Origin of the sequence: Ensifer sp. M14 (genome assembly GCF_003355565.1) — a bacterium.
In the GTDB taxonomy this organism is placed as follows: domain Bacteria; phylum Pseudomonadota; class Alphaproteobacteria; order Rhizobiales; family Rhizobiaceae; genus Ensifer.
Genome location: NZ_QJNR01000018.1, coordinates 325317 through 345094 on the forward strand (window position 1 = coordinate 325317; position 19778 = coordinate 345094).

Sequence of the window (19778 nt, forward strand, 5' to 3'; positions counted from 1 at the left end):
CGATTTGCGCTGGTTCAGGTCACTGTTTTCTCCGGCAAGCGGTGGGTCGGGTTTCGGCTGAGCGCCGCGGAGCGAACAGCGCCAAATTTGCACAGTCGGAAATATCAATCAAATTATTTTTCGTATAAGAAAATTATCTTTCTCAAAAGCTCGACCGCACGCATTAAACGACATCGAGCCGTGCCGCCGCCCATGCCGAGAGGAGGCGGAACGCACCTGTGACGCTCGTCCGCCCTCAACCCTGCGCCAGATGGCACCTCGCCTGGCGCCTGCCATCGCCGAGCCGCTGGAGAACCTGCGGTGCCTCGCAACCAGCGACAGCCTTGGCGCATCGTTCCCGGTAAAAACAACCGGTCGGCAGTTTGCGGTTGTTGGGAAGCTCGCCGATCCGCAACTCTGCAAGGGTCGGCAAGGGCGTTTCGAAACTCGGAGCCGAGGCCAGCAGCGTCTGGGTGTATGGGTGCCGAGGATTGCCAAGAACTTCGTCGGCCGGTCCCGATTCAACGATCTGGCCGAGATACATCACAGCGACATCGTCGCAGAAATGGCGCACCAGTGCGACGTCGTGCGAAATCAAGAGGTATGTCAGCCCCCGCTCCCGCTGCAACTTCAAAAGCAGGTTGACGATCTGCGCCTGCACCGACACATCGAGCGCCGACGTCGGCTCGTCCAACACCAGGAGATCGGGATCCGTGCTGATGGCGCGGGCGATGGCGATGCGTTGGCGCTGGCCGCCTGAAAACTCGTGCGGCAGGCGATCCAGATGTTCCGGCCTCAAGCCGACGGCAGCGGCCAGTTGCTCCGCCTTCGCATGCAGCTCGGCATTGCTGTGGCCGCCGCGAATGTGCAGCGGCTCGCTGATCAGCCGCCAGACCGGCAGCCGCCGATCGAGCGAGGATTGCGGATCCTGGAAAACGATCTGCATCTTCTGCCGCAGGTCGCGCTTCTGCCTTCCCTGTGCTGTTTGAAAATCCTGGCCGTCGATTGCCACCCTGCCCTGCTCATAAGGCGCAAGCCCGATGATCGCCTGGGCGAGCGTGCTCTTGCCGCAGCCGGACTCGCCGACGATGCCGAGGCTTCTGCCGCCGCGAACCTGCAGGGTGACGCCGTTGACGGCGTGCACATGCGAGGTGGGACGGCCGAGCCAGTCTCGGGACGCGGGGAAGCGGACGTTGAGATCGGAAACCTCCAGAACGGGCCGGGTTATCGTGTGGACGCGTTCGGTCATTGCCGGCTCCCCTGCTCTGATATCTCCGGTCCGACACCACGCCGCCAACAGGCCACCTGTCGGCCATCGGCCCCCTCCAGCTGCGGAGACCGGGATCGACAGAGATCAACCGCTTCCTTGCAGCGCGGCTGGAAATAGCAGCCGGCAGGGGGGTGCATCAGGTTCGGTACCGCGCCGGTGATCGCCTCCAGCTCCTGCTTCGGCGCCACCCGTTCCGGCAGGCAGCGCAGGAGCGCCTGGGTATAGGGATGCTGTGGCGCATCGAGAACGGTTCGGGTTGCGCCCTGCTCCACGATTCTTCCGGCATACATCACGTAAAGTCGATCGCAGAGCTGCGACACGACCGCGACGTTGTGCGAGATGAAGATCACCGATGTCCCGGTCCGGCGGGCGCGGTTCTGAATAAGCCGCAGGATCACGGCCTGCACGGTGACATCGAGCGCAGTGGTCGGCTCGTCGGCGATGATGAGCCCAGGATTGCAAGAGAATGCCATCGCGATCAGAACCCGTTGCCGCATGCCGCCGGAGAGTTCGAACGGATAGAGGTTCATGACGCGCTCCGGCTCGCCGATCAGCATGTCGGCAAGAATATCCCGGGCAATGCGCCGGGCATCCGTCAAGCTTGCCTCCTCGTGACGCATGATGACGTCCGTCAGTTGCTTGCCGATGCGGATCGTCGGGTTGAGCGCGTTCATCGGTTCCTGGAAGATGGTCGAGACCATCTTGCCGCGCACATCCTGCAACTGGCTCTCGTCCATGGCGAGGGTGCTATGGCCAAAGATCCTGACGGAGCCGCCGGTGACCCTGTAGCGACCCTTGGGCAGCAGCCCGGTCGCAGCCATGGTCGTCACCGATTTTCCGCAGCCGGACTCGCCGACGATCCCGACGATCTCTGCCTTTGCGACATTGATCGACACATTGTCGAGCGCCTTGATCGCGCCGCTGAAGGTTGGAAACTCCAGCGACAGATTGTGAATGGCCAGTGCCTGACCGCGAGATTCAACGATACCGGTCGTCATCATCTGCCCCTCAAACGCGGATCGAGCATATCGCGGATGCCGTCGCCAACCAGATTGCATCCCATGGCGGTGATCAGAATGGCGAGACCCGGGAAGGTCGCGTACCACCACTGATCGAGCATGTAGCTGCGGCCGCTGCTGACGAGCGCGCCCCATTCGGCAGTGGGCGGCTGGGCGCCGAGGCCGATGAAGCTGAGAGCGGCCGCGATCAACACGACACCACCGAGATCGAGCGTCGCCTGCACGATGATCGGCGACATGGCGTTTGGCAGGATATGCCAGCGCAGAATGTAGAACGGCGAGGCGCCGAAGGTGCGCGACGCCTTCACGAAGACCTGCTCGCGCAAGGAAAGCGTTTGCCCGCGCGCCAGGCGCACATAGGCGGGAATACGCACGATCGCCACGGCCAGCATGGAGTTGAACAGGCTGGGCCCAAGGGCGGCGGCCAGCGCCATGGCCAACACCAGCGCCGGCAGGGCAAGGACGACGTCCATCAGCCGCATGATGGCGGTGTCGACCCGTCCGCCGACCACACCTGAGAAACAGCCGATCAGGACCCCAATCGACATCGAGATCAGGACAATCATGAAGGCGGCGCCGCAGGACGCCCTTGCCCCATAGATCACGCGCGAGAACAGATCGCGGCCAACCTCGTCGGTACCGAACCAGTGGGCGGTGCTCGGCGGCAGCAGGCGCGCCGTCAGCGAGACCTTGTCCGGGTTGTAGGGTGCGATCATCGGCGCAGCGATAATCATGATGAGAACGAGCAGGATGATGGCAGCACCGACCAGGGTCAGCGGGCTCCGTCGGCTGAGATACCAGAGATAGCGCAGCCGTTGGGTGATGGACTTGGTGCTGCGCATCGAGGGGCTCGCCGCGGCAGGTTCGGTCGGCATGACGGCGGACATGATCAGACCTCCCTGATCTGCGGATCGGCGAGCATGTAGGCGAGATCGACCAGGAGGTTGATCAGCACATACCCAATGGAAGCAACGATCGTGAAACCCATTATGGCGGGAAAATCGAGCGTCTGAATGGAGGTAACGACATAGGTGCCCATGCCGGGCCAGGCAAAGATCGTCTCGGTCAGCACGGCGCCATAGAGAAGATCGCCAAGGGCCAGCCCCAGCAGGGTGATGGAAGGGATCAGCGCGTTTCTGAGCGCATAGTTGAAGATGATCATGCCCTTGCGCAGGCCGCTGGCGCGCGCGGTGCGAATGTAGTCTTCCTGCAGGACATCCAGCATCGAGGCGCGAATCTGGCGCGTGATCACACCCATATTAGCAAAGGCCAGCACAAAGCCCGGAAGGATGATGTGGTAGACGGCGCTGCGAAAGGCGTCGAAACGGCCCTGCAGCAGAGAGTCGATCAACAGGAAGCCGGTGATGCGTTCGGGCGCAACGATGCCCATGGCCAGACGGCCGCCGCCGGGCAGGATCTGGAACTTGGCGTAGAAGAGATAGATCAGGATAAGCCCGAACCAGAACACCGGCATCGAGATGCCGCACACCGAGACCGTGCGCGCAATCTGGTCGATCGGGCCGTCCTTGTAGACCGCCGACAGCACGCCAAGCGGCACACCCAGACAGATCGCGATGAAGAGCGCGACTGTTCCAAGCTCCAGTGTCGCCGGCAGAAAGGTGCGGATATCGCCGGCAACAGGGCGGTTGGTGCGGAGCGATGTTCCCAGATCGCCCTGCAGCAGATTGCCGATATAGATGGTGAACTGTTCGACGACAGGTCGATCAAGGCCGAGGTTGCGCCTGACGTTTTCCAGCGTTTCGGCGCTCGCCCGGTCGCCCGCGATCATGCGCGCCGGATCGCCCGGTATGAGATGCGAGATCGTGAAGGTGATGACGGCGACGCCTAACACAACGAAAAGCAAAAGAACCAGACGCGGGATGATGATGCGGGTGATTGCCATGGACGTCGGCCCTTCCGGCAGGAAAACCCTGCCTTGCCTGGGAAACGATGAAACCCTGCCGCCACGGCCGTTGAGGCTGGCGGCAGGTGTTCCGTGGAATTAGGCCTGTCAAGGCCAGGGGATCGCTCTGATCCCGCTCGGTCATTCCGTTTTCGACATCGATCCGAAGTTGTAGACCTGGATCAGCATGGGATTGTAGACATAGCCTTTGACGACCGCACGGCGGGCGAAGATGTCGTTCTTTTCCATGATGTAGAGATAGGGCGCGTCCTCAGTCGAAAGCGTCTGTGCTTCGACATAGAGCTCCTTGCGCTTCGCCTCGTCGACGATGGATCCCGCCTCTTTTACGAGTTCGGTCACCTTGGTGTTGTCGTAGAAGGAGCGGTTGCCAGGGCCACCCATTTTGCCGGCGTCGAACCAATAGTTCATGAACATGTAGGGGTCGGCAAAATCAGGCGTCCAGGCACCGGGCGACATATCGAACTTGCCGTTGGCCACCAGTTCGCGTTTGGTGGTGTCGGCGACAGCCTGCAGATCGAGCTTGATGCCGATTTCCGCAAGAGACGCCTGCAATGCAAGCCCGACCGGCTCCCAGGCAGGATCGGCCTGGGAGAAGGTGTAGGTCAGGTGAATGTCGCTCTTGCCGGACTCGGCAAGCAGGGCCTTGGCCTTCTTGACATCGTATGTGTACTGGAAACCCTGCGGGTCGTGCCCCCACATGCCGCTCGGCACCGCGCCGCGCATCTGCTTGGCCTGGCCGAGCATGATGCCGTCGATGATGCCTTGATAATCGACCGCATAGGAAATCGCCTGGCGAACCCTAGCGTCATCCAGCGGCGGCTGGCGGTTGTTCATGTAGATGTAGTTCACATACATGCTGGGATTGCTCTCGACCACGACGGAGGCGTCCTTCTGCAGCGCCTCCGCCTGATCGAGCGGGATCTGTTCGATGATGTCGGCATCACCGTTGGTCAGTTGCAGACGGCGGGCCGAGACGTCGCCGACGATGCGGACGACCACTTGTTTCAGCGCCGGCTTGGTGCCTGCGTAGTGCTCGTTTCGATCGAGCACGATGCTCTGGTTGCGCTCCCATGAGGCGATACGGTAGGGGCCGCTGCCTGCGGTGTGCTCCGCAAGCCAGGCCTTCGCCATGTCGCCGTCCTTCTCGTGCTCCATCACCTTGGGATTGATGATCGCCGCACCGGAGACGGCGAGTGTTGAGATGAAGGGGGCAAACGGCGCCGTCAGATGGAATCTCACCGTCTGCGGATCGACGACCTCGACCTCCTTCAGCACCGGAAATGCGTCGGAGGGACCCGCCTTCAACTTCATCAGCCGGTCGAAGCTGAATTTGACCGCAGCGGCGTCGACCGGTGCGCCGTCATCGAACTTGTGGCCGCTGGCGAGCTTGAAGGTCCACACGAGGCCAGCGTCGTCGGCAGTCCAGCTTTCGGCCAGTTCGGGCCCGACCTCCGTTGTCGCGCCCTTGTAGGCCACGAGCCTTTCATAGGCAGCGTAAATCAGTGTGTAGCCGCTGTTGCTGATTTCAATGCCAGGATCGGCGGTCGGCGGATCTTCCGCGCGCGCCAGCACCAGCACGTCCTGCGCAGCGATCGCGCCGGAAAGAGGCGTTGATGCCAGAAGCAAGGCGACGCCAATCGATTTCCACTTGGAAGCGTTCATCTCGTAGTCCTCCCCAGAACTGCGGCACACGATGCCCTCCCGGCACCAACCGCAGCACTAGAGTAGGAAACGATTTTCCTAAGTGCAATATTTTTTCTTATCGTACTCGTTTTTAGTTAAATCAGCTTGTGAGTTTGTGCGTTCGCCAAGGTGGAGACCAATTCGGTTTCCGGGGTCGAGCAAACGCACAGTATTTGCGCAGGTTCTTCGCTCACGCTGAGATAGGCATGCCCCGTCATGGCATCGAAGTAGCAGGAATCGCCCTTCTTCAGCCGCAAGGGCGCATAGATCTCGGTATGGAGTTCGAGTTCCCCTTCGATCACGTAGAAGAACTCCTCGCCCTTGTGCCGGATAAGCGGCCCGAATTCCTCGAGCGTGCGGGCGCGGGCCACCGCCACGATCGGAACCATCGACTTCTTCGAAATCTCCGTACAAACATAGAGATAGTCGTAGTTTTGCGTGACGATCTCCCGCCCATCGCCGGACCTGGTGTAAGTGCGGCGCCCCAGCATGCTGGGGGCTTCCTCAGCACCCGCCGTGGTCCCGAAAAGCTCGACGATATCGACCTTCAGGCCTTGGGCCAGCTGGACCAACCGGTCGTAGGTGAGCTGCATCTGGTTGTTCTCGACCTTGGAAAGGGTCGAGACCGCGAGCCCCGTCATCGAGCTCACCTCTGCCAGCGTCCAGCGATTGCGGTTGCGAATCTCCTTCAGGATATCGCCGAGGGTGGATTTCGCATCGGTCATCGTAGGCGTCTCCAATTTGCCTGCAGCCGTCACGACCGCCCGCCGGTCACGGCTCAGCCCGCGACGCGGGCAGAATCCGATTGGCATGATAGGAAAACCATTTCCTATAATACGGGGCCGAAATCAACATCGGCCCGAAAAGCAATGCCACGCTTGCATGCCGGCGTCATCGACTCGACCTGTAGATCATCCGCTGTCTGCATGGACGACAGCGGATGGTTCGCCAGAGGTCTATGCAGTGAGTGCCGCCGCGTGGCATCCATCCTCCTGCGCGAACGGGTCGGCCACCTTCGGCCAATACGGACGCTTCAGCTTGGTGAAGGGCAGTTCCTCGAAGCTGGGTTGCAAGGCGCCAGGGCCGCCGACATAGAGGATTTCGCTGGCGATGGGTTCGAAGCCGGCGCGGAAGTGGTTGCTCGATTTGACCACGACGATCTTCTTCTGCGCCGGGTCGAGGCCCAGTGCCGTCATGCATTCCGGGTGGAAGACTTGTGTGCGCACGGTGTTCAGGACAATGTCGACGCCGCCTGCCGTAACCCACACCGCGTCGCCGATCCCGAGCGGCGTCGGCCCGAAGCGCTGGGTAACGCCGGAGGCGATGCGCCTGACATTCACGGTCAGATCCAGAGGGTCGCCGGAGGCCGGCCCGACCTTGCCGCCGATCCTGAGCGCCAGCGTCGCCCCTTCTCCCGCCTCGCGGCACATGCGCACCGCAATCGGATCCCAGTAGAGGCAGGTCGCCACGTCCTCGATGCCGCGCTCGATGATGCGGCGCAGGATGAAGGTCGAGTCTCCAGGCGCCCCGCCGCCGGCATTGTCGGAGACGTCTGCCAGCACCACCGGCCCGCTCTTCGCGGCGACGGCCAGGTCCAGCGCGGCATCGATGCCGAGATAGGTGCCGCGCATGTCCTCACGCGCATCGAATATCTCCCTGCCGAAGGCCTCCGCGGTGCGTGCCGCCTTCCCTGTATCGTTGTCGGTCACGACGAGCATTTTTGCACCGACATCTTCGACGTCTCCCCAGGGGAAGCCGTGACCGAAGGAGACCGAGAGAATGCCATCGCGCCCCTCCATCGCCTTCATGCGGTCGACGATGCCGCGCAACGGCGCGCGATGCGGGTGGAAGGTATTGATCATCCGGCAGTCATAGAGGGCCATTGCCGGACGAACCTCGCCTGCCAAGGTCCGCTTCATCAGCCGGAACAACTGGCCGGCAACCTCTTCGATGTCGGTATGGGGATATTCCTTGTAGGTGGCGATCATGGTCGCGCTCGAGAGCATGCGATCGGTGATGTGGCAATGCAGATCAAGCTCGGCGGCAACCGGGACATTCGGCCCGACCACTGCGCGCACATGCTCGAGCAGATCCCCCTCGACATCGTCATAGCCGTCTGCGACGCAGGCGCCGTGCAGGGCAAGCATGACCGCGTCGACCGGCATCGCCGCCTTGAGGTCGTCGAGGATGGTGGCGCGGAAGCTTTCATAGACGGCCCGCGTGGTCTTGCCGCCGGGCTCAGCCACGGCGCAGAGGCTCTCCACCACGTCCCAGCGCTCCTCCTCGGCCGCATTGCGCCAGACCAACATCTGCGACGAGCAGCACGTGAGTGGCTTGCTGGTTGCGTCGCCATAGGCGATCAGGTTTTCCCTGAAGGCCTCAAGGCCCGTCTGCATCGGCGAAAAGGTATTGGTTTCGGTATCCAGCCCCGCAATAAACAGTTTCATTTTTGCCTCCGCCAAAAAGAAAGATATTTTCTAATCATAAAACTATGTTTATCGTCGGAAAGTCAAATGCATCATTCGCGCCATCGCGCGGCTGGCCGGGGAGGCAGGAATGCGCATCTACATCTCAGCTGATATCGAGGGGATCGTCGGGGTCGTCAGCCGCGACCAGCTGATGCCGGAAGGTTTCGAATACGAAAACGCGCGCCGCTGGATGACGGACACTGTCGTTCACGCCTGCGAGGCCGCGCACGAGGAAGGCGTGACGGAGGTCATCCTCAGCGATTCCCACGGAAATGGCGAGAGCATCCTGATTGACCGCCTGCCCGACTATGTCCAGATCGTGCGCAGCTGGCCGCGGCCGCTGATGATGATGCAGGGCGTCGAGCTCGGTTCCTTCGTCGGTGCGATGCTTCTCGGCTACCACGCCGGGGCAAGCCATCCGGGTGGCGTGCTGTCGCATACAATCGGTGGCACGGCCTTCGCCGAGGTGCGGATCAACGGTGTCGTCATGCCCGAGGCCGGCATCAATGCCGCCATTGCCGGGCATTTCGACGTCCCGGTCCTGCTCGCCTCGGGCGACAACATCGCCCTGGACGAAATCAGGTCGCTGATTGGCGATATCGTGACGGTGCCGGTCAAGCAGGTTTACAGCACACAATCGGCGATCTCTCTGACGCCGGCTGTTGCGCATCGCCGCATTCGCGACGGCGTCAAGGCGGCGCTGGCGACAGCCGGTGCGGCGAAACCGTTCAAGTTGGAAAACCCTGTCCTGGAGATCGTGTTTCGAAATCGCCTGCCGGCCGAGTATCTCTCCTACCTCAAGGGCGTCGAGCGCACCGACGGTTACACGATCCGCTACCAGGGCGACGACATGGTCGACGTCTCGCGCTTCATCCAATTCGTGGTCGGCTACAATTCACGCCTGACCTTCTGACCAACTCCGCTACGGAATCCAACCATGACCACCTCCATCGTCCTCGGCGCCGGCATGGTCGGCGTCTCAACCGCGCTTGCATTGCAGGAGAACGGGCACCAGGTGGTGCTGCTGGATCGCCAGGCACCCGGACGGGAAACAAGCTATGGCAACGCCGGCATCATCCAGACTGAAGCAGTCGAGCCCTATGGCTTCCCCCGGAGCGTGAGCGACATCGCCCGGGTGGCGCTCAAGCGCGGCAACGACGTCGATTGGCGGCTTCGCGATATGCCACGCCTGGCGGGGCCGCTCTGGCGCTATTTCACGCAGTCGGCGGCGGCGCCTTACGCGAGAACCATTGTGGCCTATTCCCAGCTCGCGCTGCGTGCGAGCGACGATCACGCGCGGTTGATCGAACCCGCCGGCGCTGACGAACTGATCGTCCGGCAGGGGTGGCGCGCTGTCTATCGTACGCCCGCGAGTTTCGAAGCGGCTGCCGCGGCTGCGGACCGGCTGAAGCGGGTCTATGGCGTGCCGTCAGATGTGCTCGGCGCAGACGAACTTGCAGCGAGCGAGCCGGCGCTGCGGCTTCGGCTCGCAGGTGCCGTGCACTGGACCTCCCCCTGGACCTGCCGTGACCCAGGCGAGCTGGTTGCGCGCTACGCCGCTCTCTTCGTGGCACGCGGTGGTACAATGGCCCGCGGCGACGCCATGACCTTGCAGCAGAAGGACATCGGTTGGCGGGTGATGTCTGAGGATGGCGTTGTCAGCGCTGAAAACGCGGTCGTTGCCCTGGGGCCATGGTCGCCGACACTCGCGAGAACGTTCGGCTATCACATACCCATGGTGTTCAAGCGCGGTTATCACAGGCATTTTTCAGGCCAGGACGGGCCGCGCGTCTCAATGCTGGACGTCGACAATTCCACGCTGGTTGCGCCGATGAACGCAGGATGGCGGGTTTTGACCGGCGCGCATCTGACGCCGCCGGGAACCGCGCCGGCATCGCGACAAATTCGGCACGCGACCGACACCGCCCGTGAGCTTTTCGCGTTGCGCGACCCCGTCGAAGCAACACCATGGTCGGGGACCCGTCCCTGCATGCCCGATATGCTGCCTGTCGTCGGCCCGACGCGACACAAGGGCCTGTTTTTCCATTTTGGCCACGGCCACCAAGGCTTCACATTGGGTCCGACGACCGCATTCCTCCTGGCAGAGCTGATGACAATGGGCCGCGCTAATCCGCTTACGCGCCCCCTGCTGCCGTCAGCGCGGGGCTGGGCGTAACGCAGCCGCAAAGACCACGGCGGACAGAGCGACATCGTCAAGGAGCCTCGCACAGCACAGTCGAAGCAGATCGCTCCGGCCCTCGTGAGTTCCATCCGCTGTGTCGGAGCAATTTTGTGGCGGTTGTCGAGGAGCTGCATTTTGGTCGCGCGGCATCGCGAGTGCACATCCCCGAGCCCTCGGCGCTCGGTGGACTCTACACGGTTTTCGGCGATCTCGACGGGCTCATCCTTCGCGTCAATTCCGGCACCCTCATGGCGAAGTGGGCAGTAGCTTCTCGCTGTCCACTTTGTTTACCAATGTCTCTGGCCCTCCAGCTGCCCGTCCGCGCCAGCGGCCGGGCAATGTTCATGATGTCAAAGCCGTAAGGGTACGCGTGAAGTGCGAAAGGGTTCATTGCCCCTCGTACTCCGAGCTCTGTGGGAGGGTTCCTGGTCCAATTCTATTGGAGGCCCGGTCGCGAAGTAATACCTTCGAGAAATCATTCCTTACAACGGTATTTACAATGACGGTTACATCTAAAGGCCAGGTCACGATCCCCAAAACCAGTACGCGACCTCTTGGGGGTACATTCTAATTTGAAGTCCGACATGCCAATGATCCCAATGGTTTACCCTTGGATACTTTGGCATGTACCGACGCTATTCGCAGCTGAATCTGGCCGATGATGCTGTCGTGAGCCTTTGGTGCAGGGGCAGGATTCGCCATCTTGTCCGAGTTCCCAAAGTTAAGTCTGTGGATGCTTGCGCTCTTGCTCGGCATTGATTTCCTGGCGCACGGCCTAGCGTGGCTGAGATTTGCATTTCCCCCTCGGCCGGACAGAAGTGGAAACGATGCGGACCCCCACCCGCGCAGGATGGGTCTCAGTGGTCAGAACAGCCTCACTGTGAAGAACGACGGGGACCGAAAAGGTGTGCGGCCCACAACCGCGTTCCTGCGTTTCGGGCCTGTTCCTGGGATGCAAGTCGGCCCTTTTTGCCGCATCGCGACGTCTATGCCCAGTTTGCCGGGCGCCGGGGTTGGCTCTTCAGGCAGTAATCACGGCTTCTGACGCTGAAAGCAGGGCCCGTGTCAGCGGATGTCTGGCGTCGGCAAGGCCATCGATGACGTTGAAGTGATGCCTATCCGGCTCCACGACGCTTGCCGTTGTTGCGCCCAGTCCCGTCCAGATATTGGCAAGCAACGCGTTCTGGCGCAGGAATTCCGAGCGCTCGCCGCCACCGACCCAGCAAGTGAGGCGGGCATTCCGCATGGGTCGCAGCAATGCCGGGCTCTGCGAAAGCGCCTCGGCCTCGTCGATCGCCAGCCTCTCGTTCATTGCCGTCGACATGATCGGGCGCAGGTCATGCACGCCGGAGATCGAGACGACGTTGCGAATCCGCTCCTGGATATCAGGCGAAAGCGGCGCCGTCGCCGTGATCATCCGACTTACGAGGTGGCCGCCCGCCGAATGGCCGGTCAGCATCAACGGTCCGTCCACCAGTTTCGAGGCCTCGCCGATTGCTGCGGCGACCTCTTCCACGATCCCCGCTATGCGGATCTCCGGGCAGAGCGTGTAGGACGGCATCGCGACGGCGTAACCGCTGGCGATCGCCCCCTGGGCCAGATGCGACCAGAAGCTCTTGTCGAGTTGCAGCCAGAATCCTCCGTGCACGAAGACCACCAATCCCTTGGCCGGGCCATCGGGGAAAAACAGATCCATGCGGTTTCTGGTGCGCTCGCCATAAGAAAGGTCAAGCTTCGCAAGCCCCGATGCCGAGCGGGCGTTGCGGAATGCCTCGGACGGCCCAACCCATGCCTCCGGCCATCGGTCGCCGCGCGCGATGTTCGCGCCGTTGGCGTAGGCATCGTTCCAGTCCGAAACGTGATGTTCCACCATCGACAAAATCCTCCAGTTCATGTCTCCCCGAGCATAGAAATCACCCGTCTCATCAACAAACGCAATGGCGAGATTCGAAAAAAACTTTAGGCTTGAAATAATTTTAGACTGGTGCGATGCTGCCCCATGTTCAGCCGAGAAGTGGAGGTCTCGCTGTGCCCATCACGAACAATTGGAACCGTCGCAGCGGCGGCGCGGCCCATCGGCAACGATGCGGCGATGCCTGCGCCATGTCCGCACGACCGCACGAACTATAAGCCGGCTTTGAGAAATGCCTGAGCAACAGGCAGGAACTGAACAGGGGAACAGCCGCCACATGCTTGGACCGACCTCGCACGTCGATACGTTCACACGCGATCATCTGCCACCACCGGAAGAGTGGCCGGAATTCCTTCTCGAAGGGTTCGACTATCCGGATCATCTCAACGCTGCCGTCGAACTGACGGACGCCGTCGTTGCAAGGGGTTTTGGCGACCACACGGCGTTGATCGGCAATGGCCGCCGCCGAACCTACAAGGAACTGTCCGACTGGACGAACCGGCTGGCGCATGCGCTGGTCGAGAACTATGGCGTCAAGCCCGGCAATCGTATCCTGATCCGCTCCGCCAACAATCCGGCGATGGTCGCCTGCTGGCTGGCGGCCACCAAGGCCGGCGCCGTCGTCGTCAATACCATGCCGATGCTCAGAGCCGGCGAATTGACGAAGATCGTCGACAAGGCAGAGATCAGCCTGGCGCTCTGCGACACGCGTCTGATGGACGATATGATCGCCTGCGCGAAAGACAGCCGTTACCTGAAGCAGGTCATCGGCTTCGACGGCACCGCCAACCACGATGCCGAACTCGACCGGGTCGCGCTCGACAAGCCGGTCGTCTTCGAGGCCGTGAACACGGGCCGGGATGACGTGGCGCTGCTCGGCTTCACCTCCGGAACGACTGGGATCCCGAAGGCGACGATGCATTTCCACCGCGACCTGATGATGATCGCCGACGGCTATGCCAAAGAGGTTCTCGAGGTCACGCCCGACGACGTCTTCGTCGGTTCGCCGCCGCTCGCCTTCACCTTCGGTCTCGGTGGCCTTGCCATCTTCCCCTTGCGCTTCGGGGCGGCGGCAACGCTGCTCGAGTACGCGACTCCGGCCAACATGGTGGAGATCATCGAGAAATACAGGGCTACGATCTCGTTCACTGCGCCAACCGCCTATCGTGCCATGATGAAAGCGATGGATAACGGCGCCGATCTTTCATCTCTACGCGTGGCGATCTCGGCCGGCGAAACGCTTCCGGGCCCCGTCTTCGAGGAATGGACTGCGAAAACCGGCAAACCGATCCTCGACGGGATCGGCGCGACCGAAATGTTGCACATCTTCATTTCCAATCGTTTCGCCGACCGCAAGGCCGCCTCGACCGGCAAGCCCGTCGGTGGTTACGAAGCGCGGATCGTCGACGACGAGATGCGCGAGGTTCCCCGCGGCACGATCGGCAAGCTTGCCGTGCGCGGCCCGACCGGCTGCCGCTACATGTCGGATGCCCGCCAGCGCGACTATGTCCGCGACGGCTGGAACCTGACGGGCGACGCCTTCTATCAGGACGAAGACGGCTTCTTCCACTTCGCCGCCCGCTCGGACGACATGATCATCACCGCCGGCTACAACATCGCCGGCCCCGAGGTCGAAGCGGCCTTGATCTCTCATCCCGCGGTCGCCGAATGCGCTGTCGTCGGGGCACCGGACGGCGAGCGCGGCCAGATCGTCGAGGCCTATGTGGTGCTGTCGGCCGGGGTATCGGCAAATGACACGACGATCAAATGCCTGCAGGACCACGTGAAGGCGACAATTGCGCCCTACAAGTATCCTCGATCGGTCAAATTCCTGGAAAGCCTGCCGAAAACAGCCACGGGCAAGATCCAGCGGTTCCGATTGCGGTCGGAGACCTAAAACATGAGCAATTCATACGACCCTTCGAAAGAAGGCGCCCAGATGTCGTTCAAGGGACGCATGTCCTACAGCGACTACCTGATGCTGGAAAAGGTGCTAGACGCACAGGAGCCGCTGTCGAAGGCGCATGACGAGATGCTGTTCATCATCCAGCATCAGACGTCGGAGCTCTGGATGAAGCTTGCGCTTCACGAGATCAACGCGGCCGTCCGCTCGATCCGGCAAGATCGGCTGGAGCCCGCCTTCAAGATGCTGACGCGCGTGGCGCGCATCTTCGAACAGCTCAACAGCGCCTGGGACGTGCTTCGCACGATGACACCCAGCGAATACACCCAGTTTCGCGAGTCCCTTGGGCAGTCCTCCGGCTTCCAGTCGTGGCAATACCGGGCAATCGAGTTTCTCGCCGGCAATCGCAACGTCGCCATGCTCGGGCCGCATGCGCACCGACCCGACATCATGGAAAAGCTGGAAGCGATCCTTGCCGCACCATCGCTCTATGACGAGGCGATCCGGCTCCTGTCCCGCAAGGGGTTCGACGTCGGAGAGGAAGCGGTGAGGACCGACTGGAGCGAAACGCGCACGGAGAGCGACAAGGTTTTTGCCGCCTGGCAGATCGTCTACCGCGATCCGGAGCGCTACTGGATGCTCTATGAGCTCGCCGAGAAGCTGGTGGATTTCGAAGACTATTTCCGCCGCTGGCGTTTCAACCATGTGACCACGGTCGAGCGCATCATCGGCATGAAACGCGGAACCGGGGGAACATCCGGCGCGTCCTATCTTAGAAAGATGCTCGAAGTCGAACTCTTCCCCGAGCTCTGGCATGTGCGCACCGGTCTCTGATAGAACACAATCTAAGAGGGAATCCACAAGGAGGAGAACAGCATGAACCGCATTCTGGCAGCGAGCGTATTTGGCCTTTCGCTTGCGACATCGAGCCTTGCCTACGCCGAACCGGTAAAAATCGGCGTCATCACCACGCTTTCGGGCGGCGGCGCCGGTCTCGGCATCGACATGCGTGATGCCTTCACGCTGGCGATGAAGCAATCGGGCAACAAGGACATGGAGCTGGTGATCGAGGACGATGCCCAGAAGCCGGAACTTGCGGTGCAGATCGCCGAGAAGATGATCCAGGGCGACAAGGTCGACCTCATGACGGGCATCATCTGGTCGAACCTTGCCATGGCCGTCGTTCCGAACACGGTCGCGCAGGACGTGATCTATCTTTCGCCCAACGCCGGCCCCTCGGCGCTCGCCGGTGCGAACTGCAATCCGAACTATTTCAACGTCGCCTACCAGAATGACAATTTCCACGAGGCGATGGGCCAATACGCCAACAAGGATTACAAGAACGCCTTTATCCTGGCGCCGAACTATCCGGCTGGAAAGGATGCGCTGACCGGCTTCAAGCGCTATTACAAGGGGGCCCTTGCCGGGGAGATCTACACGCAGGTCGGCCAGACCGACTATGCCGCCGAAATCGCGCAGATCCGCGCCTCGGGCGCAGATTCCGTCTATTTCTTCCTGCCCGGCGGCATGGGTATCGCCTTCATGAAGCAATATGCCCAGTCGGGCGTCGGCATCCCGGTCACGGGTCCCGGTTTCTCCTTCAGCCAGGACGTTCTGCCGGCGATCGGCGATGCGGCGATCGGCGTCAAGAACTCCGCGACCTGGTCAAAGGACCTCGACAACGAAGCCAACAAGACGTTCGTCGAAGCCTTCAAGGCCGAATACAAGCGCCTGCCGTCGATCTATGCGGCGCAGAGCTGGGATACGGCAAACCTGATCCTTGCGGCCCTGTCGAAGGCTGATGTCAAGGACAAGGACGCTTTCCGCGCAGCCCTCAAGGCGGCGGACTTCAAGTCCGTTCGCGGCGAGTTCGCGTTCAACAACAACAACCACCCGATCCAGAACGTCTATATTCGCGAGGTGGTGAAGGAAGATGATGGCGTGCTGACCAACAAGATCATCGCGACTGCCTTCGAGCACCACAAGGACGCCTACGCCGAGAAGTGCGGGATGTAAGACTTGCACCCATCGTCGCCTGGATGCTCGGCCGCGGGGCCGACGTCCGGGCGATGGTCCATGCAACCCTGGCACCAAGCTCGGACCTGTTTCTTGTTCACCACACTCCTGATCGAACAACTGCTCAACGGGCTCCAGCTCGGTGTGATGCTGTTTCTGATGGCCGCGGGCCTCACCCTGATTTTCGGGGTCATGGGACTCATCAATCTTGCCCATGGCTCGCTCTACATGATCGGCGCCTTTGCCTGCGCCACCGTCGCTGCCGCCACCGGCTCGTTCTGGATCGGCCTGATCGCCAGCCTTGCGGCGGCAGCCGGCGTTGGAGCGATCATCGAGGTCGCCGTCATTCGCAGGCTCTATGACCGCGATCATCTCGATCAGGTGCTCGCCACCTTCGCGCTGATCCTGATCCTTTCTGAAGGCGCGCGCTGGCTGTTCGGTTCGTTCCCACTCTATCTCGACATCCCGCCTCAGCTTCAGGGCGCGGTCGCGTTGCCGGGAGGCGGCCAGTACCAGCTCTATCGGCTGGCGATCATCGGTGTCGGTGTCGCGGTGGCTGCAGGCCTCTATCTGCTGATTTCCAGGACCCGGCTCGGTATGCGCATCCGCGCCGGCGAGTCCGACCGCGAAATGATCGGGGCGCTCGGCGTTGACATCGGCACGCTTTATACGGTGGTCTTCGCGCTCGGCGCAGCACTCGCAGGCCTTGCCGGCGCCCTCGTCGGCGCGCTGCAGTCGGTCCAGGTCGGCATGGGCGAACCGGTCCTCATTCTTGCCTTCGTCGTCATCGTCATCGGCGGCATCGGTTCCATCAAAGGCGCGCTCGTCGGCGCAGTGATCGTCGGGGTCGTCGACACGATGGGGCGCTTCCTGCTTCCATCCCTGCTCGCATTGACCATGCCCGCGTCGCAGGCGACCACCATCGGTGCGGCACTCGCCTCGATGCTGATCTATGTCGTCATGGCCCTCATCCTTGCCTTCCGGCCGAGCGGCCTGTTTTCGGCGCAGTCGTGAGGTGCCTATGAGCCGCGAGACCGCAGTCAACCTCCTGCTTGCCCTTCTGCTTCTCGGCGCGCCGCTTATGGCCGCCGGCATGGGCGAGCCCTTTTACGTGACGCTTGCGACCCGCGTCGTCGTGCTCGCGCTCGCCGCCGTCGGCCTCAACCTGGCGCTCGGGCTCGGCGGCCTCTTGTCCTTTGGCCACGCTGCCTTCTTCGGCCTCGGCGGCTATGTCGCTGGCATTCTGGCGACCCACGCCTTCAATGCCGAACCGCTGTTCGCCGATATCCCCGGCACAACCTCGATGCCGCTCATCTGGATAACGGCCGTTGCGGTTGCCGGTCTCGTCGCATTGCCGATCGGCGCGATCAGCCTGCGCACATCAGGCGTCTATTTCATCATGATCACGCTCGCCTTCGCGCAGATGATCTATTACTTCGCCATCTCGTGGCCGGCCTATGGTGGCGAGGACGGCCTGTCGCTGTCGATGCGCAACGCCTTCCCCGGGGTCAACACCGCCAAGCCCCTGCCCTATTTCCTGATCTGTTATGCGGCCCTCATGGCAATGCTTGTCCTGTTCCACCGCGTCGAGGGCTCACGCTTCGGCAGTGCTTTGCAGGCGGCGCGCCAGAACGGAACGCGCCTTGCCGCCGTCGGCATCGCGCCCTTCAATATTCGCCTCGTCGCCTTTGCCGTCTCCGCCATGATCACCGGCTTTGCCGGTGCACTCTATGCCGACCTCAATCGCTTCGTCGGCCCGTCAATGCTCTCCTGGCACATGTCGGGCGAACTGATCGTGCTCATCATCCTCGGCGGCAAGGGACGGCTGTTCGGGCCGGTCGCCGGCGCCATGATCTTCGTGTTCTTCGAATACGTGCTCGGCGGCATCACCGAGCGTTGGCAATTCTTCCTTGGTCTCATCCTGCTCGGCATCGTGCTCTTTGCCCGCGGTGGATTGCTCGGACTGCTTTCTGGAAAGCCGCGTCATGTCTGAGCCAGTCCTCGAAATCCGCGATCTCCGAAAATCTTTCGGCGCACTGAAGGCGACCGACGGCGTCAGCCTCGAGCTTCGGCCTGGGCAGATCCATGCCCTGATCGGCCCGAATGGCGCCGGAAAGAGCACCCTCATCCACCAGATCGCCGGCTCGCTCAAAGCCGACAGCGGCACGATCCGGTTTCGCGGTCGCGATATCGGTGGGCTGGACATGGCAGCCCGTGCCCGGCTTGGTCTTGCCCGCAGCTTCCAGATTTCCTCGCTCGCGCAGGAGTTCTCGGCCCTTCGCAACGTCATGCTGGCGGTGCAGGCCAGGCAAGGCAGCAGCTTCCGCTTCTTTCGCCAGGTCACCCACGACAAGGCCCTGATCGAGCCGGCGATGGCAATGCTGGAGCGGGTCGAGCTTGCAGCCCGTGCCCACGTGCCGGCAGCCGAACTCTCGCATGGCGAACGCCGGCAGCTGGAGATCGCCATAGCCCTGGCGCTTTCGCCGAGGGCCTTTCTGTTCGACGAACCGATGGCCGGCATGGGACCGGAGGGTTCCAAGCGGCTGACGTCCTTCCTCGACGGCTTGCGCCACGAAGCGCCGATGCTGCTCGTTGAACACGACATGGATGCGGTCTTTGCGCTCGCGGACCGGGTATCCGTGCTCGTCTACGGCCGCATTATCGCGAGCGGCACCGTCGATGAAATCCGCAGCGATCCCGACGTTCGCCGGGCCTATCTTGGAGAAACCGCGTGACCCTCCTCGAACTGAAAGGCCTCGAGACGTTCTACGGCGCTTCCCAGGCGCTCTTCGGCGTCGATCTGGATGTACGGGAGGGCGAGGTGGTCGCCCTCATGGGTCGCAACGGCATGGGCAAGACGACGACAATCAACTCGATCCTCGGTCTCGTGCGCCCGCGCTCGGGCACGGTCACCTTCGCCGGCAAGACGATCTTCGGCATGCGGTCGCATCGCATTGCCAGGCTCGGCCTTGGCTTGGTCCCGGAAGGACGGCGCTGTTTTCCCAACCTGACCGTCATGGAAAATCTCGTTGCCACCGCTCGCGGGACGGAGTGGACCTTGGAGAAGGTCGTCGCACTTTTCCCAAGACTGGGAGAACGCCGCGACCAATACGCCAACACGCTTTCGGGCGGCGAACAGCAGATGCTTGCCATCGGCCGCGCGCTGATGACCAATCCCAGCCTGCTCATTCTCGACGAGGCAACCGAGGGGCTGGCGCCGGTGATCCGACAGGACATCTGGTCGGCGATCCGCACGCTCAAGGCGGCGGGACAATCGATCCTCGTCGTCGACAAGACGCTTTCGGAGCTGTTACCCGTCGCCGACCGCTGCTTCGTGCTGGAAAAGGGTGCCACGGTGTTCGAGGGGCCTCCGGCGGCACTGACATCGACGCTTCAGGATCGCTACCTCGGTGTCTGAGCTT

At 62.1% G+C, this 19778-nt stretch carries 17 protein-coding genes; 9 read left to right on the top strand and 8 right to left on the bottom strand.

Annotated features, from left to right (window positions below):
* Positions 1-235: 235 nt before the first annotated feature.
* The 7 genes from BLJAPNOD_RS34035 to BLJAPNOD_RS34065 all read right to left on the bottom strand — a co-directional run bounded on the left by BLJAPNOD_RS34035 (position 236) and on the right by BLJAPNOD_RS34065 (position 8322).
* Positions 236-1228 carry an oligopeptide/dipeptide ABC transporter ATP-binding protein gene (locus BLJAPNOD_RS34035; RefSeq protein WP_077498814.1) on the bottom strand — a complete coding sequence of 331 codons (993 nt, stop codon included), beginning with the start codon at positions 1226-1228 and terminating at the stop codon, positions 236-238.
* Positions 1225-2247: an ABC transporter ATP-binding protein gene (locus BLJAPNOD_RS34040; RefSeq protein ID WP_077499069.1), complete on the bottom strand. Its 1023-nt coding sequence runs from the start codon at positions 2245-2247 to the stop codon at positions 1225-1227. The genes BLJAPNOD_RS34035 and BLJAPNOD_RS34040 overlap by 4 nt, the downstream gene beginning before the upstream one ends.
* Positions 2247-3155 carry a D,D-dipeptide ABC transporter permease gene (gene ddpC / locus BLJAPNOD_RS34045; protein WP_077498816.1) on the bottom strand — a complete coding sequence of 303 codons (909 nt, stop codon included), beginning with the start codon at positions 3153-3155 and terminating at the stop codon, positions 2247-2249. Before ddpC ends, BLJAPNOD_RS34040 begins: the two co-directional genes overlap by 1 nt.
* A 2-nt stretch (positions 3156-3157) precedes the next feature.
* A complete protein-coding gene (locus tag BLJAPNOD_RS34050; RefSeq protein WP_115423055.1) occupies positions 3158-4171 on the bottom strand; it encodes an ABC transporter permease in 1014 nt (337 codons plus the stop codon).
* 141 nt (positions 4172-4312) lie between these two features.
* A complete protein-coding gene (locus BLJAPNOD_RS34055) occupies positions 4313-5854 on the bottom strand; it encodes an ABC transporter substrate-binding protein (RefSeq protein WP_115423056.1) in 1542 nt (513 codons plus the stop codon).
* A 116-nt stretch (positions 5855-5970) separates the two neighbouring features.
* A complete protein-coding gene (locus tag BLJAPNOD_RS34060) occupies positions 5971-6600 on the bottom strand; it encodes an XRE family transcriptional regulator (RefSeq protein WP_077498820.1) in 630 nt (209 codons plus the stop codon).
* A 231-nt stretch (positions 6601-6831) separates the two neighbouring features.
* Positions 6832-8322, bottom strand: coding sequence for a M81 family metallopeptidase (locus tag BLJAPNOD_RS34065; protein ID WP_115423057.1), 1491 nt, complete (start codon positions 8320-8322; stop codon positions 6832-6834).
* Positions 8323-8431: 109 nt separating this feature from the next.
* Between BLJAPNOD_RS34065 and BLJAPNOD_RS34070 the strand changes: the two genes are divergently transcribed.
* Positions 8432-9256: a M55 family metallopeptidase gene (locus tag BLJAPNOD_RS34070; RefSeq protein WP_077498824.1), complete on the top strand. Its 825-nt coding sequence runs from the start codon at positions 8432-8434 to the stop codon at positions 9254-9256.
* A 24-nt stretch (positions 9257-9280) separates the two neighbouring features.
* Positions 9281-10519 carry an FAD-dependent oxidoreductase gene (locus BLJAPNOD_RS34075; RefSeq protein WP_115423058.1) on the top strand — a complete coding sequence of 413 codons (1239 nt, stop codon included), beginning with the start codon at positions 9281-9283 and terminating at the stop codon, positions 10517-10519.
* A 1027-nt stretch (positions 10520-11546) separates the two neighbouring features.
* Here BLJAPNOD_RS34075 and BLJAPNOD_RS34090 read toward each other — a convergent pair.
* Positions 11547-12398 (bottom strand): alpha/beta hydrolase, encoded by an 852-nt coding sequence (locus BLJAPNOD_RS34090; protein WP_077498830.1) that lies wholly within the window; start codon positions 12396-12398, stop codon positions 11547-11549.
* Between the two features lie 316 nt (positions 12399-12714).
* Here BLJAPNOD_RS34090 and BLJAPNOD_RS34095 point away from each other — a divergent pair, with 316 nt between their 5' ends.
* The 7 genes from BLJAPNOD_RS34095 to BLJAPNOD_RS34125 all read left to right on the top strand — a co-directional run bounded on the left by BLJAPNOD_RS34095 (position 12715) and on the right by BLJAPNOD_RS34125 (position 19774).
* Positions 12715-14334, top strand: a complete 1620-nt coding sequence (locus BLJAPNOD_RS34095) for an AMP-binding protein (protein ID WP_077498832.1) — start codon at positions 12715-12717, stop codon at positions 14332-14334.
* A 3-nt stretch (positions 14335-14337) separates the two neighbouring features.
* Complete coding sequence (gene kynA / locus BLJAPNOD_RS34100; protein ID WP_077498834.1) at positions 14338-15174, top strand: tryptophan 2,3-dioxygenase; 837 nt, start codon at positions 14338-14340, stop codon at positions 15172-15174.
* A gap of 42 nt (positions 15175-15216) precedes the next feature.
* Entirely contained in the window at positions 15217-16356 is a 1140-nt protein-coding gene (locus BLJAPNOD_RS34105; RefSeq protein WP_077498836.1) for an ABC transporter substrate-binding protein, read from the top strand.
* 93 nt (positions 16357-16449) lie between these two features.
* Positions 16450-17370 carry a branched-chain amino acid ABC transporter permease gene (locus tag BLJAPNOD_RS34110; RefSeq protein WP_115423192.1) on the top strand — a complete coding sequence of 307 codons (921 nt, stop codon included), beginning with the start codon at positions 16450-16452 and terminating at the stop codon, positions 17368-17370.
* A 7-nt stretch (positions 17371-17377) separates the two neighbouring features.
* Positions 17378-18349 carry a branched-chain amino acid ABC transporter permease gene (locus BLJAPNOD_RS34115; protein ID WP_077498840.1) on the top strand — a complete coding sequence of 324 codons (972 nt, stop codon included), beginning with the start codon at positions 17378-17380 and terminating at the stop codon, positions 18347-18349.
* Positions 18342-19091, top strand: coding sequence for an ABC transporter ATP-binding protein (locus BLJAPNOD_RS34120; RefSeq protein WP_077498842.1), 750 nt, complete (start codon positions 18342-18344; stop codon positions 19089-19091). Before BLJAPNOD_RS34115 ends, BLJAPNOD_RS34120 begins: the two co-directional genes overlap by 8 nt.
* On the top strand, positions 19088-19774 hold the full coding sequence (locus BLJAPNOD_RS34125; RefSeq protein ID WP_077498844.1) for an ABC transporter ATP-binding protein: 687 nt from the start codon (positions 19088-19090) through the stop codon (positions 19772-19774). The genes BLJAPNOD_RS34120 and BLJAPNOD_RS34125 overlap by 4 nt, the downstream gene beginning before the upstream one ends.
* The last annotated feature ends 4 nt before the right edge of the window (positions 19775-19778 follow it).